The 13,665-nt window shown below is 72.2% G+C and carries 12 protein-coding genes and 1 pseudogene; 4 read left to right on the top strand and 9 right to left on the bottom strand.

Annotated features, from left to right (window positions below; translation table 11 throughout):
• Nucleotides 1–389 precede the first annotated feature (389 nt).
• The 4 genes from N4P33_RS23710 to N4P33_RS23695 form a co-directional block, all read right to left on the bottom strand.
• Complete coding sequence (locus N4P33_RS23710; RefSeq protein ID WP_260828717.1) at nt 390–857, bottom strand: ATP-binding protein; 468 nt, start codon at nt 855–857, stop codon at nt 390–392.
• Nucleotides 858–1,310: 453 nt separating this feature from the next.
• Nucleotides 1,311–2,186 carry an acyl-CoA dehydrogenase family protein gene (locus N4P33_RS23705; RefSeq protein ID WP_260828716.1) on the bottom strand — a complete coding sequence of 292 codons (876 nt, stop codon included), beginning with the start codon at nt 2,184–2,186 and terminating at the stop codon, nt 1,311–1,313.
• A gap of 5 nt (nt 2,187–2,191) precedes the next feature.
• A complete protein-coding gene (locus N4P33_RS23700; protein ID WP_260828715.1) occupies nt 2,192–3,325 on the bottom strand; it encodes an acyl-CoA dehydrogenase family protein in 1,134 nt (377 codons plus the stop codon).
• A 3-nt stretch (nt 3,326–3,328) separates the two neighbouring features.
• Nucleotides 3,329–4,522: an amidohydrolase family protein gene (locus tag N4P33_RS23695; protein WP_260828714.1), complete on the bottom strand. Its 1,194-nt coding sequence runs from the start codon at nt 4,520–4,522 to the stop codon at nt 3,329–3,331.
• 94 nt (nt 4,523–4,616) lie between these two features.
• On the opposite strand from N4P33_RS23695, the gene N4P33_RS23690 reads away from it, so the two are divergent.
• The gene (locus N4P33_RS23690; RefSeq protein ID WP_260828713.1) at nt 4,617–6,134 is read left to right on the top strand and encodes a class I adenylate-forming enzyme family protein; all 1,518 of its coding nucleotides are present in this window, start codon (nt 4,617–4,619) and stop codon (nt 6,132–6,134) included.
• Here the strand turns inward: N4P33_RS23690 and N4P33_RS23685 are convergent.
• Both N4P33_RS23685 and N4P33_RS23680 read right to left on the bottom strand, forming a co-directional pair.
• Nucleotides 6,118–6,630 carry an EF-hand domain-containing protein gene (locus N4P33_RS23685; protein ID WP_260828711.1) on the bottom strand — a complete coding sequence of 171 codons (513 nt, stop codon included), beginning with the start codon at nt 6,628–6,630 and terminating at the stop codon, nt 6,118–6,120. The two genes, N4P33_RS23690 and N4P33_RS23685, sit on opposite strands and share 17 nt — an antisense overlap.
• Nucleotides 6,631–6,794: 164 nt before the next feature.
• The gene (locus N4P33_RS23680; protein WP_260828709.1) at nt 6,795–7,175 is read right to left on the bottom strand and encodes an STAS domain-containing protein; all 381 of its coding nucleotides are present in this window, start codon (nt 7,173–7,175) and stop codon (nt 6,795–6,797) included.
• A 366-nt stretch (nt 7,176–7,541) separates the two neighbouring features.
• On the opposite strand from N4P33_RS23680, the gene N4P33_RS23675 reads away from it, so the two are divergent.
• Entirely contained in the window at nt 7,542–8,141 is a 600-nt protein-coding gene (locus tag N4P33_RS23675) for a sigma-70 family RNA polymerase sigma factor (protein ID WP_260828707.1), read from the top strand.
• Nucleotides 8,138–9,382 (top strand): zf-HC2 domain-containing protein, encoded by a 1,245-nt coding sequence (locus N4P33_RS23670; RefSeq protein ID WP_260828706.1) that lies wholly within the window; start codon nt 8,138–8,140, stop codon nt 9,380–9,382. Before N4P33_RS23675 ends, N4P33_RS23670 begins: the two co-directional genes overlap by 4 nt.
• Nucleotides 9,383–9,547: 165 nt before the next feature.
• Here the strand turns inward: N4P33_RS23670 and purU are convergent, their stop codons facing one another.
• Together purU and N4P33_RS23660 are read right to left on the bottom strand one after the other, a co-directional pair.
• Entirely contained in the window at nt 9,548–10,438 is an 891-nt protein-coding gene (gene purU, locus N4P33_RS23665) for a formyltetrahydrofolate deformylase (RefSeq protein ID WP_260828705.1), read from the bottom strand.
• A gap of 74 nt (nt 10,439–10,512) precedes the next feature.
• Nucleotides 10,513–10,959: an SCO4402 family protein gene (locus N4P33_RS23660; RefSeq protein ID WP_260828703.1), complete on the bottom strand. Its 447-nt coding sequence runs from the start codon at nt 10,957–10,959 to the stop codon at nt 10,513–10,515.
• 172 nt (nt 10,960–11,131) lie between these two features.
• Between N4P33_RS23660 and N4P33_RS23655 the strand changes: the two genes are divergently transcribed.
• Nucleotides 11,132–12,445: an ABC transporter substrate-binding protein gene (locus tag N4P33_RS23655; protein ID WP_260828701.1), complete on the top strand. Its 1,314-nt coding sequence runs from the start codon at nt 11,132–11,134 to the stop codon at nt 12,443–12,445.
• Nucleotides 12,446–12,509: 64 nt separating this feature from the next.
• Here N4P33_RS23655 and N4P33_RS23650 read toward each other — a convergent pair.
• Nucleotides 12,510–13,665: pseudogene (locus tag N4P33_RS23650) on the bottom strand (hypothetical protein); the annotation flags it as partial.

Here is a 13,665-nt window from a genome sequence, read left to right as displayed (position 1 = left end):
CCCGCCCCGAGCACGGCAGCGCCGCCCGCTTCCTGCCTTCGGCGCTCCCGCCCCGATTCCCCGAAGACCCCGAGGGAATCCGCGCCGATGTCACGACCCACACTCGCCGAGGACTCCCGTCGGAGCCCTCGCCGTCCCCTCGCGGCGAATCGCTGACGACCAGCGTGATCAGACGGTCACGCCACGTCAATGACAAGGCCACGGCTAAGGGGCGGGGTACGACATCACCCCAGCTCAGGCCCCACCGCGCACGGAAGCACACCCGGCGCACCGACCCATCCCCCGCCTCACCCGACCCGGCCACCGTGCCCCTGTGCACCGCCCCCACGCCACCGCCGGACACGGACGACGCACTCTCACACTCCGGTCACCGGCACGCCCGCGGCGCCTCACACCGCCTCGTACGCCAGCCCGTCGTACGTCGCCGTCCCCCCGGCACACGCCGGCGCCGCGGCGGTCCGCGCGTCGGCGCAGCGGTCGAGTTCGCACCAGATGCGCTTGCCGGTGTCCTCGGCGCTCCAGCCCCAGCGGTCGGCGAGGCCGTCGACGAGGGCGAGTCCGCGGCCGCCGGTCGCGTCGCCGTCGACGCAGCGCGGGACCGGTGCCCGGCCGCTGCGGTCGGCCACCTCCAGGCGGACGGCGGTGGTCTCGTCGGCCGCGGCACCCGGCAGAGACAGGCGCAGGACGGCCGGACAGCCGGTGTGTACCACGGCGTTGGTGACGAGCTCCGAGACGAGCAGGATCAGGGTCTCGGCGAGAGACTCGTCGGCCTCTATCCCGGACCCGGCCAGACGTGAGCGGGCCCATCGCCGGGCCCGACCCACCTCAGCGGGGTCGGGCCGGATCTCCAGCTGCACTTGAAGCACCTGCACCGCTCACACCATCCGAACCGGCGGACACTTGGACTCGCGCCTCACGAGGGCCACGATCGTAGCCATTTTCTGCATGGCCAGAACAACGGCCGGGACAGGGGTCACGGAACGTGAGTCCCTTGTGGGACAGCATGGTTGACGTACAGTCACGTCAACAAGCGCTTCGGGCATATTCCAGCGCGAAGGAGTACCCGTGCGGCATACTGTGCGACGCTCGCCGTGGGGAGTCGAACACGCGGCAACCGTCGGCCGGGCCGCTCGGCGCGCGCTCACATCCACTCGCATCTCACACAAGGTACCCGAGCCGACCGCCGACTCCGGGCCGTGACGAGACGCCCGCAGGACACAACCCGGTATCGACGCTCCGTGATCACGTGATGCCACGATCGGCGACATCCGGCACGCGCGCGTACGGCAGCACCGCAGGCGGGACGCGCTTCAGGCCCCGCGCGTGAGCAGATCCGCAGCGAGCAGCTCCTCACTCTCCGTCACTCCGCCCGCACGACGGGTGCGCAGCCAGGCGCGCTTGAGGTGCAGATGCACGTCCGACTCCCAGGTGAACCCCATGCCGCCGTGCACCTGGAGGCAGTCGCGGGCGCCGCGCACGGCGGCCTCGTCGGCGAGCAGCCGGGCGGCGGTGATGTCGGCCGGGTCGGCGGTGACGGCGGCGCCGTAGACGGCGGCGCGGGCCGTCTCGGCCCGGACGTGGATGCCCGCGCACAGGTGGGCGACGGCCTGGAAGGCGCCGATGGGCCGTCCGAACTGTTCCCGGGTCCGGGCGTGTTGCGCCGCCAGCTCGCACACGCGCGTGGCGGTGCCGAGCTGTTCGGCGGCGGTGAGGAGGACCGCCACCGGGTGGGCCGTTCCGGGCCGTCCCGCCCGGTGCAGGGGGGTCAGCGGGTCCACGGAGTCGAGCGGTACGGCGCCGGCGGCGTCGCCGAGGACCACGTCCGCCTGGGTCAGCCACTCCACGAGCGGTCCGTCGACGGCGGCGACGACCGTCTCGCCGGTGGCCGCACCCGGCACGGAACCGGCCACGAGGTGGGTGGCCACCAGCGGTCCGGGCAGCAGGGCGCGGCCCGCCTCCTCGAAGGCCAACACCGCCTCGGGCAGCCCGAGTCCGACGCCGCCGTCCGCCTCGGGCAGCCGCAGCGCGAAGAACCCGGCCTCGCCCAGCGCCCGCCACAGCTCCCGGTCGAGCCACCCGGGCCGGTCCACGGCCGCCCGCAGCGCCGCGCGGTCGAAACGCCGTTCCAGCAGCCGCCGTACGCCCTCCTTGAGGGCCTTCTGGTCGTCGGTGAGGTGGAAGCGCACGGGGGTCACCGTCCTTTCGGCAGGCCCAGGATCCGTTCGGCCACGATGCCGTGCTGGATCTGCGAGGTGCCGGCCGCGATGGTGTACGACAGGGAGCTCAGCCGGTCCCGCGTCCAGGGCCGCGCGGCATCGAGCGCGTCCGGGCCGAGGACGTCGGCGGCGGCGTCGTAGAGCTCCTGACGGGCGTGCGAGTACCTCAGTTTGAAGACCGAACCGGCGACCCCGGGCACGGCGTCCGGTCGCTGCGCCGCGCTCACGTTCCACTGCACCAGCCGCCACAGCGCCCGGAACTCGGCGTTGAGCCCGCCCAGCCGGCGGCGCAGGGCGGGATCGTCCCAGCGGCCGTTCTCGCGTGCGCGGGCGGCCAGTTCGGCCAGGACACGGCGGCAGGCCACCACCTCGCCGGCGAAGGCCGTGCCGCGTTCGAAGGACAGGGTGACCATGGTGACGCGCCAGCCGTCGTTCTCGGCGCCGATCCGGTACGCCACCGGCACCCGCACCTCGTCGAGGAACACCTCGGCGAACTCGTCCGACCCCGCGAGGGTCTTCAGGGGCCGTACGGTCACGCCCGGCGTGTCCATGGGCAGCGCGAGCCAGGTGATGCCCCGGTGTCTCGGCGCGCGCGGGTCGGTCCGGACCAGCAGCTCGCACCAGTCGGCGACTTCGGCGTGCGAGGTCCAGATCTTGGACCCGCTCACCACGTAGTGGTCGCCGTCGCGCCACGCGCGTGTGCGCAGCGCCGCGAGGTCGGACCCGGCGTCCGGTTCGCTGAAGCCCTGGCACCACACCTCCTCGCCCCGCAGGATCGGCGGCAGCCAGCGCTCCCGCTGAGCGGCCGTGCCCTCGGCGGCGATGGTCGGCCCGGCGTGCAGCAGCCCGACGAAGTTCGCGCCCACATAGGGGGCGCCGGCCCGCTCGGTCTCCTCCAGGAAGATCAGCCGCAGGGCCGGGGAGGCGTCCCAGTGGACACCGGCGTACCCGGCGTCGTACAGCGTCCGCTGCCAGCCGACGTCGTAGGCGCGCCGCCCGGGCCAGTCGTCCGGGGACGGCTGCGGGGGCAGCGTGGGCAGGACGCGGGACAGCCACACGCGCAGCCGGGCGCGGAAGTCCGCCTCCTCTGGGGTGTCGGTCAGGTCCATGGGCTACACGAGATCCAGGCTCAGCATCCGGATCGCGTTGCCCCGCATCAGCTTGTACACCGTCTCCTCGTCGAGGCCCTTCACATGGTCGAGGGCGACCTCCTTGGTGTGCGGGAAGGTCGAGTCGACGTGCGGGTAGTCGGTCTCGAAGGTGGCGTTGTCCCGGCCGACGACGTCGAGGGACGCGATGCCGTGTTTGTCGCGGAAGAAGCAGCAGTAGATCTGCCGGTAGTAGTACGCCGACGGCGGCTCGGGGATCGTGTCGCGGACGCCGCCCCACGCGCGGTGTTCCTCCCACACGTCGTCGGCGCGCTCCAGGGCGTAGGGGATCCAGCCCATCTGGCCCTCGCTGTAGGCGAGGGTGAGCCGGGGGAACCTCACCAGGACGCCGCTGAAGAGGAAGTCCATCATCGAGGCCATGGCGTTGTTGAAGGACAGCGAGGCCTGGACGGCGGGCGGGGCGTCCGGGGAGGCGGCGGGCATCTGGGAGCTGGACCCGATGTGCATGGTGACGACCGTGCCGGTGTCCTGGCAGGCGGCGAAGAACGGGTCCCAGTAGCCGGAGTGGATCGACGGCAGCCCGAGGTGGGTGGGGATCTCGGAGAACGTCACCGCCCGCACCCCGCGCGCGGCGTTGCGCTCGATCTCGGCGACCGCCAGCCGCACGTCCCACAGCGGGATCAGGCACAGCGGGATGAGCCGGCCGCCGCTGTCCCCGCACCACTCCTCGACCATCCAGTCGTTGTAGGCGCGCACACAGGCCAGGGCGACCTCCTTGTCGTGCGCCTCGGCGAAGGTCTGCCCGCAGAAGCGGGGGAAGGTCGGGAAGCACAGGGAGGCCTCGACGTGGTTGAGGTCCATGTCCTTCAGGCGCTCGGCGGGGTCCCAGCAGCCGGGGCGCATCTCGGCGCGTGTGATGCCCTCCAGGGTCATCTCGTCGCGGTCGAAACCGACGGCGGCGATGTTCCGCTTGTACGGGAACCGCAGGTCCTCGTAGATCCACCAGTCGGCGGGCGGGCCGTCCGGGTCCATGGTGACGCGGTATGTGCCGCCGACGTAGGCGAGTTCGCCGATTCCGGCGGTGAGCGGCTTCGGTCCGCGGTCGCGGTACTTCGCGGGCAGCCAGGTCTCGAAGAGGTGGGCGGGCTCGATCACATGGTCGTCGACGCTGATGATGCGGGGCAGTTCCGTGGTCATGGGTCCCCTCCGCCGGACGGTATGCGTCTATGTATCTGATGGTGCGTCAGATAGCATCCCACCTGACGGTCCGTCAGCCAAGCAGGGGGCAGTCATGAACGGGACCCCGCACTCCTTGAGTTCCTCGGCCACGCTGTGGGAACTGCTCGACCGCCGCGCCCGCCTCACCCCTGACCGCCCGCTGTTCCTCCAGGGCGGGCGCGCGGTCACGTTCGGCGGCTTCCGCGACCGGGCCGAGCGGGTCGCGGCGGGCCTGCACGCCATGGGCGTACGTCCCGGCACGGTGGTCGCCTGGCAGCTGCCGACGCGCATCGAGACGGCTCTGCTGTCCTTCGCGCTGGCCCGCCTGGGCGCCGTGCAGAGCCCGCTCATCCCCTCTCTGCGGGACCGCGAGGTCGGCTTCGCGCTGCGCGAGTCCCGGGCCGAGTACGTGGCCGTACCGGGGGTGTGGCGGGGCCACGACCACACGGAGATGGTGCGGCGCCTGGGCGCGAAGGGGATCTTCGAGGCGTACGACGGCCTGCCCGACGCCGATCCCTCCGCACTGCCCCCGCCGCCCGCCGAGGGGACGGAGGTCCGCTGGATCTACTGGACCTCGGGTACCACCTCCGCGCCCAAGGGCGTGCTGCACACCGACCGTTCGCTGATCGCGGGCGGCTCCTGCCTGGCCCACGCCCTGCGGCCGACGCCCGCCGACGTCGGCTCGATCGCGTTCCCGTACGCGCACATCGGCGGCGCGGACTACACGGTGATGCTGCTGATCCACGGCTTCCCGGCCGTGCTCTTCGAGCAGTTCGCGCTGCCTCAGGCGCTGGCGGAGTACCGGGCGCACGGCGTGACCATCGCGGGCGGGTCGACGGCGTTCTACTCGATGTTCCTCGCCGAGCAGCGCAAGCGGCCCGGCACTCCGGTCGTGCCGACGCTGCGGCTGCTCGCGGGCGGCGGGGCGCCCAAACCGCCGGAGCTGTATCACGCCGTGGTACGGGAGATGGGCGTGCGGCTCGCGCACGGCTACGGCATGACCGAGGTCCCGATGATCACCATGGGCTCGCCGGACGACACCGACGAACAGCTGGCGACGACGGAGGGCAGGCCACCCGAGGGCATGGAGATACGGATCGTCGACGGGGAGATACGCCTGCGCGGCGAGGCGGTGTGCCGGGGCTATCTGGATCCCGGGCAGACGGCGGAGGCGTTCGACGAGGAGGGCTTCCTGCGCACCGGTGACCTGGGGCGGCTCACCGGGAGCGGGCGTCTGGTGCTCACCGGGCGGCTGAAGGACGTGATCATCCGCAAGGGCGAGAACATCTCGGCCAAGGAGATCGAGGACGCGCTGCACCGGCATCCGGCGGTCCAGGACGTCGCGGTGATCGGGCTGCCCGACGCCGAGCGGGGCGAGCTGGTGTGCGCGGTGGTGGAACGGGCCCCGGGGGCCGGGGCGCCGTCCCTGGAGGCGGTGACCGCGTATCTGCGCGCGGAAGGGCTGTCCGTGCACAAGCTGCCGGAGCGGCTGGAGGTGGTGGACGCCCTTCCGCGCGGAGAGACCCTGCGCAAGGTGCTCAAGGACGAGCTGCGCGAGCGCTTCGGGGGCGGTGCTACTCGGGAACGGTGAAGTAGCGGGCGAAGGCCTGGACGATCTCTTCCTCGACGACCCTGCCGTCGCCGTCCGCGTCGAGGGTGCCGGCGGCGGCGCGTGCGGTGTCCTCGGGGACGCCGAGCGCCTTGAGGACGCGGGCGGTGTCGTCGACGGTGGCCGCGCCGTCACCGTCGGTGTCGGCCACGGCGAGGGCCGCGTGCAGGAAGGGGCGGGCGATCTCGGCGAACCGGTCCGGGTTGTCGCGCAGCCGCTTGAGGGCGCCGTTCACGAACTCCTCGCGGGTGATGCGCTGGTCACCGTCGCGGTCCGCGATGCCCGCCATGCCCTGCCAGAACGCCTCGGCCCCGATGTACAGGGACTGGCCCTTGTCGGAACGGGCAGCGGTGCCGAACTCGGCGAGCAGCGCCTTGGCCGCTCCGCTGAAGTCCTCGCGGTCGATATAGCCGTTGCCGTCCTGGTCGAAGGTGGCGAACCGGGCCGCGATCCTGCGCTCGTACTCGCTGGTGACCATGTCTTCTTCAGGCCGCCTTAGGTCGGGGACGTCTCGCTCGGAGCGTACGTCGTCCGGGTGGGCCGGGGAGCCGGGAAACGACGCTTGTGCCAAGACCGGTGAAATTCCGCGACAACAGCGTGTCCGACGTGGCAGAGGCCACTCGCTGCCGAAGCCGGCGCGGTTCAGGCCGACAGGGGACGGGAGTCGTCCGAGACGGCCGAGGTGACGTCGGGGTGTATGTCGAACAGGCGGCGGACGCCGAGCGCGCCGAGCACCCTGTTGACGTGGCTGCCGTCGGCGGCGCCCTGGGCGGGCAGGATCAGCCGCAGAGTGCCCTGGCAGGAGCGCAGCAGCCGGCGGGCGGCGATCAGGACGCCGACGCCGCTGGAGTCGCAGAACCACACCTCGGAGAGATCGAGGACGAGGCTGTGCCTGCCGTCGGCCACGACGTCGTGCACCCGCTGGCGCAGCACCGGGGAGGTCACCAGGTCCAGCTCGCCCGACACCCGGAGCACAGTCCATTCGCCCTGCTCCTGGTCGGTCACATGGAAACTCACCACCACGCCCCTCGCTCTCGAAACGGAAGCAGTACCTACGCTTCCTTGCTGCGCGGCTGCCCACCGGCGGTTCCCTGAAACACGAGCCGAGAAACGGTTACCGAACGGAAAAGGCTTGTTTCAGTCGACTTCGATCCGATTCGATCGGTTCCGATCGGCATGCGGCTGGGTAGGCGCGGCTGGAACGGCTGCCGACGTGCGCGCCGGGAGCCCTTACCATCCGCGGCCCGGCAGGGGGCGCACATTGCCACAAGGGGGCGTGAACTGTCGGACGTGCCGACTACATTCGTGTCGACGGCAGGCACACGCTGGATCCGGGCGGCGCGGCACCCGGCCGGGGTGCCGGGGGAGGAACTGGGGGTGAGGGGTCATATGGCGACCAGGGACGTACCGCCCCGCTGGGACCGCAAGATGCAGCAGCGGCTCGCCCGCGGGGAGGCTGCCGCCCTCGGTGAGCTCTACGACCGGTTCGCGTCCCTCGTCCACGGCCTCGCCCACCGGGTCCTCGGCGACGAACACGCCGCCGACGGCATCACGCGCGATGTCTTCGCCCACGTCTGGGAACACCCCGACGCCTACGACCCCAAGCGGGAACCGCTGCGCACCTGGGTCGCCACGCTGGCCCACCGGCTGGCCGTCCAGCGCCTGCGCGCCACCGAGACCGCCGCCCTCGCCCGCGGCGGCCCCGGCAGCACCGAGGACCTGGAGCGCAAGGTGCGCCACGCGTCCGTGGCCGCCCGCGCCGACTACATCGTCCAGTCCATGCCGGCGCCGCTGCGCGCCGCGCTGGAATCGGCGTACTTCAAGCGCCGCGACTACCGTCAGACCGCCGCGGACCTGGGCGTCACCGAGGACGAGGCGCGCCGCCGCCTCCGCCTCGGCCTCCAGCTGCTGGCCACGGCCCACGACACCGCGTCCCCGGGCATGCCGGGCCCCCCGGGCGCCCCGCCCGAAATCGGGGGTGCGGCATGACGGAGGGCCACTTCGAGCCGTACGACGACGCCGACCGCGCACCGCGCATACCACTGCCACGGAACTCCGTCGAGGACACGGGGGAGCCGCTGCCGGAGCCGGGAGCGCAGGGCGGCGTGGAACCCCTGGTGCTGGAGCATCCGGTGCTGAAGTCGCTGCTGGGGGCGTGGGCGCTGGCCGCCTGTGCGCCGGAGGAGGCCGCGGCCGTCGAGGAGCATCTCGGCGAGTGCGGCGCCTGCGCCGACGAGGCGCTGCGGCTGCGGGAGGCGGTCGGCCTGCTCCAGCGTCCCGAGAGCCTCGACCTCAACCCTGCGCTGCGCACCCGCGTCCTCGAGTCCTGCCTGGAGCGCCGCCCGCCGCGCATCCCCGTCCCCGAGTGGGCCGCCGCCTACGACGCCGAGACCGCGCGCCTCGACGCGCTGCTCCAGGACTTCGGCGACGCCGAGTGGCACGCGCCGGTGCGGCTGCGCTGGTACGAGTCCGACGAGGCGACCACCCGCCGTACCACCGTCGCCGGGGTCATCGCCCACCTGATGACCGTCGACGGACTCGTCGCCGTCTCCCTCGGCCTCGACGACCCGCTCGGCGACGTCACCGCCGAGCGGCCCACGCCGGCGTCCCGCACCGAGGCGTACTGGCGGGCCGCCCACTTCCCGCCCACCCGTTCCGTGCGGGCGCCGTGGCGTGAGCAGTCCCACAACCTCGTGCGCACGGTGTCCTTCACGGGCGGCGAGGACGCACGCGGGCGCATGCCGGTGCCGTACGGCGATTTCGAGCTGCCGCTGCACGACGCGATGCTGGACCGGGCGTTCGAGTGCTGGGTGCACGCGGAGGACATCGCCGACGCGGTGGACTACCCGTACGATCCGCCCTCCGGCCGGCATCTGCACCGCATGGTCGATCTGGCCGCGCGGTTGCTGCCGACGGTGCTGCAGGCGCGCCGGCGGGCCGGGCTGGCGTCCCCTGTGGAACGCCGTCTGGTCGCCGCCGGAGAGCCCGGGCGCAGTCTGCGGCTGGAGATCGAGGGGTCGGGGGGTGGGGAGTGGCTGATCCCGCTGGACTCGCCTGCGGCGAAGGGCTCTGCCGAGCATGAGGTGGCGCATGTGGCGCTGGACGGGGCGGAGTTCTGCCGGCTGGCTGCGGGGCATGTGCCGCCGTTGGAGGCTGCGGCGGGGCAGGTGGGTGATCGTGAGGCGATCAGGGATGTGCTGCTGGCTGCGGCGAGCTTGAGCAGGATGTAGGGGTGGGTTGGCTGTTTCGCCGGCGAGTGCGGGTGCGTGGGGGCTGGTCGCGCAGTTCCCCGCGCCCCTTTAGTACGTGCAGTCGACCTACTTAAGGGGCGCGGGGAACTGCGCGAGCAACCACACACGACCCGCAGCCGCCCGGAAACAGAACCCCCCGAGCTCCTAGGCGAAAACGACCGTCCGCCGCCCGTTCAGCAGAATCCGCCGCTCCGCATGCCACTTCACGGCCCGCGCCAGCGCCTGGCACTCCACGTCGCGCCCCACCGCCACCAGCTGATCCGGCGTGGCGTCGTGCCCCACCCGCTCGACCTCCTGCTCGATGATCGGCCCCTCATCGAGATCCGCGGTCACATAGTGCGCCGTCGCCCCGATCAGCTTCACACCCCGCGCATGCGCCTGGTGATACGGCTTCGCACCCTTGAAGCTCGGCAGGAACGAGTGATGGATGTTGATGATCCGCCCGGACAGCTGCTTGCACAGGTCGTCGGAGAGGACCTGCATATAGCGGGCGAGGACGACGAGTTCGACCCTCTCCTCGCGCACGATCTCCAGCAGCTTCGCCTCGGCCTCCGGCTTGGTGTCCTTCGTCACCGGAATGTGGTGGAAGGGGATGTTGTACGAAGCCACCAGCTCGGCGAAATCGGTGTGATTGGACACCACTCCGGCGATCTCCACCGGCAGCGCCCCGATCCGCGCCCGGAACAGCAGGTCGTTCAGGCAGTGCCCGAACTTGCTGACCATCAGCAGGATCCGCATCTTCTCGTCGGCGCGGTTTATCTGCCAGTCCATCTGGAACGAGTCGCCGATCGCTGCGAAGCTCGCCCGCAGCTTCTCCACCGTCACCGGCGGCTCCGCCGAGAAGTGGACCCGCATGAAGAACAGTCCGGTGTCGTGGTCGCCGAACTGCTGGCTGTCCTCGATGTTGCAGCCGGTCATGAACAGGTAGCTCGACACGGCGTGCACGATGCCCTGCTTGTCGGGGCAGGACAGGGTGAGGACGTACTGGTCGGCCTGGCCGGCCGGGGCCGCTGCTCGGGTGGGCTGCTCGTTCATGGAGAAAAGGGTCCCACACCCGTCCCGGCGCCCGACGGAGCGTTCCGTCACGCGGAACGGTCACGCACCAGCGCTCACGCGGTCCGCGTCAGGATCCGCAGCACCTCGAGCGTGCGCGGCGGTGCGTCCGGGTCCTCCCCGTCGCTCGTGGCCATCCGTACGTGCGCGTCCCGCGCGGCCCGCACCGCCTCCGGCCACCCGGCGTTCTCCAGGTACGCGGTGACCGGCGCGTCCGGACCGACCTGGTGCATGATCCGCAGCACCCGCAGCACCGCGGTGTCGACGAGCGCCGCCTCCTGCGAGTCGCGGAAGATCGTGCCGACGTACTTCTCCGCCGACCAGTTGTCCAGCCAGGTGTCCTCGACCAGCCGGTACACCGCGTCGGTGACGTCACCGTAGCCGTCCACCCCGGCCAGCCAGACGTCTCGCTGGAACACGGGGTCGGAGAGCATGTGCAGCGCGGAGCGCACATTGCTGCGCCAGCGCCACCACGGCATGTCGTTGAGTGGCATGCCGCCCATGGTGGAGGAGCGACGGCCGCGACGGGAAGAGTTCTCCGAACCTTGCACGGTCGTCGATCGTACGTTTCGGCCCCGCGCGTCTCACAGCGGACCCCGCAATTCACCTCCACGTCACCGCTCGTTGACCAAGGGTCACCTCAAGGTTGGCCGTGTGACGGAATCGTGCGTGTCCATGACCGGCAGGCGACGTAACCGCAGCACGTTCCTCCCCCGCCTCCTCACCCGGCCCGTCAGAGCCCGTGCCCTGACCACGGGCGCACTGGTGGCGTGCGTGTCGCTCGCCACGGGCTGCGGGGTCGTCCCCGGTGTCACGGGGGGCTCCGGGGACGACGACCCGATCACCGTGATGACCTGGGCCCCGGAGAACACCGACACCACCAACAAGCCCGGTATGCCCGCATTCGCCCGTTCCTACGCCCGCTGGGTCAACTCCCAGGGCGGCCTCAACGGCCGCGAGCTGAAGGTGCTGACCTGCAACGACCAGAACGACTCCGTGGCCGCCGCGCGGTGCGCCCGGCGCGCGATCGAGGAGGAGGTCGTCGCCGTCGTCGGCTCCTACAGCCAGCACGCCGACTCCTTCCTGCCCGCCCTGGAGAGCGCCGGCATCCCCTACATAGGCGGCTACGGCATCACCAACAACGAGTTCACCAGCCCCCTGTCCTACCCCGTCAACGGCGGACAGCCCGCGCTGCTGGCCGGTCTCGGGCGGGCCCTCGCCGACAGCTGCGGGCCGGTCACCCTGATCCGCCCGGACACCATCGCCGGCGACCAGCTGCCGCCGCTCCTGAACTCGGGCCTCACCGCCGGCGACCACGAGCCGGCCGGTGACCAGCGGGCCGCGGAGGACGCCACCGCGTACGACGGCCACGCCCAGCTGGCGCTGCAGCGCGCCACCGCCGACCCGGCCCGGCAGGGCTGTGTGGTGCCGGCCCTCGGCGACCGCACGGGCACCTTCATGGACTCCTTCCGGCGGGCCCGCGAGGACTACCCCGAGGTGCGCACCGCGACCGTGCTGGGCAGCGTCGACCAGACCACGATCAACGCGTCCGGCGGGGCGTCGGGGCCGTACGAGGGGTCGTACGTCATCGGCTGGTACCCGCAGGCGAGCGACAAGCGCTGGGACGCGATGAAGGACGTGATCAAGAAGGAGGCGTTCGGCGACAACCGGATCGATCCGGCCGACGCCGGGGTGCAGACCACGTGGATCGCCTACACCGTCTTCAAGCAGGTCGTCGAGTCGCTCGGCGACGGCGAGGTGAGCGCCGACAAGCTCGCCGACACGCTGGACAGCGGGCTGAAGGTCACCACGGGCGGGCTCACCCCCACCCTGCGGTGGGAGTCGCAGGCCGAGCTGGCCGCCGCCGGTTTCCCGCGCATGGTCAACGCCCATGTGACCCAGCAGGTGGTCCGGGACGGCCGGCTGGTCGCGGCGCGCAAGGGCTTCACCGACGTGACGCAGACCCTGCGGGCGGCCGACCTGGTGTGACCCGCGTGACCTGGTGCGGCCTGGTGCGGCCTGGTGTGAGGCCGCCCGGAGGGTCAGGGGGCCGTCACAGCTGGGTCGGCTGGCGCTCGGTCAGGCCGTACTGCCGCGCGATCGCGTTCCACAGCGGGGCCGCCTTGCCCTTCTCCGCGGTCGCGGTGCCGCTGGCCCGGTTGCCGGCCTGGGTCTGGCCGGTGGCGCGGGCCTGGCCCTTCTTGCACATCTTGCCCTTGGCGCCGGCGACCTGGTCGGCCCAGAGGGCGTAGTGGTTGTCGGCGGACGCCGACGCCTGCCACGCCTTGGTGAGGGCGGTGGTCAGCTCGGTGTGGCTGGGCAGCTGGTCCACGGACAGCTTGGAGAGGTCGGTGACCAGCTGGGTGCGCTGCTTGGCCGCGTCCCGCAGGTTCTTGGCCGCCTGGGGGAGGTTGCGGCAGGCCTTCACGTCGGCCACCGACTTGATCACGGTGGTGCGGCTGTCGCCGCTGTCGGCGAGGAGCTTGTCCAGGGCCACGGCCTGCTCGCGGACCGGGTCGCTGGACGGCGAGGCGGAGGTCTGCTCGCTCGCGGGGGCGGTCGCGGAGACCGTCTGCTTCTTGTCGCCCGCCTCCTCGTCTCCCCCGTCACCGGCGAGCAGGGCGCCCGCGCCGATGCCGACGGCGGCGATCACGACGCCGACCACGGCGATCAGCGGTACGCGGGAGCCGGTACGACCCCCCCGGCCGCCGGTCCCCGCGGGGCGGGGCGGCTGGGGCTCCTCTACGCGCGGGAGCTGCTGGGTGGAGCCGACGGGGCCGCCGGCGCTGTCACTGCGGAAGAGGTTGTCGAACTCGGCCGGCGGCTGCCGGTTGCCGTCACCGGGCGGGGCGCCGAAGGGCGGCTGCCCGTCGGCGACCGGCGGTATGTACTGGGTGGCCTCGGCGTCAGGGTTCCCGGCGGGCCCCTGCGGGGTTCCGGCCGGCGGCCGCCGCAGCGACCGCGTCTCCTCGGAGTCCTCCCCACCCGACATCTCGGGCGGCAAGGCCCCGGCGGTCACCGGGGGTATGTACTGAGTCGCCCCCTCGTCGACGGGCGGTATGTACTGAGTGACCCCCTCAGGAACACCCCCACCCGACACGGGCGGCAGATACTGCGTCGCCCCCTCGGGAGAGGCGGGGGGCAACGGGGCGGCGCCGGAGGGGGTGCCGTACCCCTGGCTGCCCGGCGCGGCGCCGTATCCGGGCTGC

The sequence above is a fragment of the Streptomyces sp. 15-116A genome, from assembly GCF_025290915.1.
Lineage (GTDB): Bacteria > Actinomycetota > Actinomycetes > Streptomycetales > Streptomycetaceae > Streptomyces.
This window is presented reverse-complemented; position numbering and strand designations above follow the sequence as displayed.

Bases quoted from the DNA above. Each gene is read 5' to 3' on its own strand.
- N4P33_RS23690 (WP_260828713.1), top strand. From the start codon at position 4,617: ATGAACGGGACCCCGCACTCCTTGAGTTCCTCGGCCACGCTGTGGGAA.
- N4P33_RS23700 (WP_260828715.1), bottom strand. From the start codon at position 3,325: ATGGACCTGACCGACACCCCAGAGGAGGCGGACTTCCGCGCCCGGCTG.
- purU (WP_260828705.1), bottom strand. From the start codon at position 10,438: ATGAACGAGCAGCCCACCCGAGCAGCGGCCCCGGCCGGCCAGGCCGAC.
- N4P33_RS23655 (WP_260828701.1), top strand. From the start codon at position 11,132: ATGACCGGCAGGCGACGTAACCGCAGCACGTTCCTCCCCCGCCTCCTC.
- N4P33_RS23670 (WP_260828706.1), top strand. From the start codon at position 8,138: ATGACGGAGGGCCACTTCGAGCCGTACGACGACGCCGACCGCGCACCG.
- N4P33_RS23660 (WP_260828703.1), bottom strand. From the start codon at position 10,959: ATGGGCGGCATGCCACTCAACGACATGCCGTGGTGGCGCTGGCGCAGC.
- N4P33_RS23685 (WP_260828711.1), bottom strand. From the start codon at position 6,630: ATGGTCACCAGCGAGTACGAGCGCAGGATCGCGGCCCGGTTCGCCACC.
- N4P33_RS23675 (WP_260828707.1), top strand. From the start codon at position 7,542: ATGGCGACCAGGGACGTACCGCCCCGCTGGGACCGCAAGATGCAGCAG.
- N4P33_RS23695 (WP_260828714.1), bottom strand. From the start codon at position 4,522: ATGACCACGGAACTGCCCCGCATCATCAGCGTCGACGACCATGTGATC.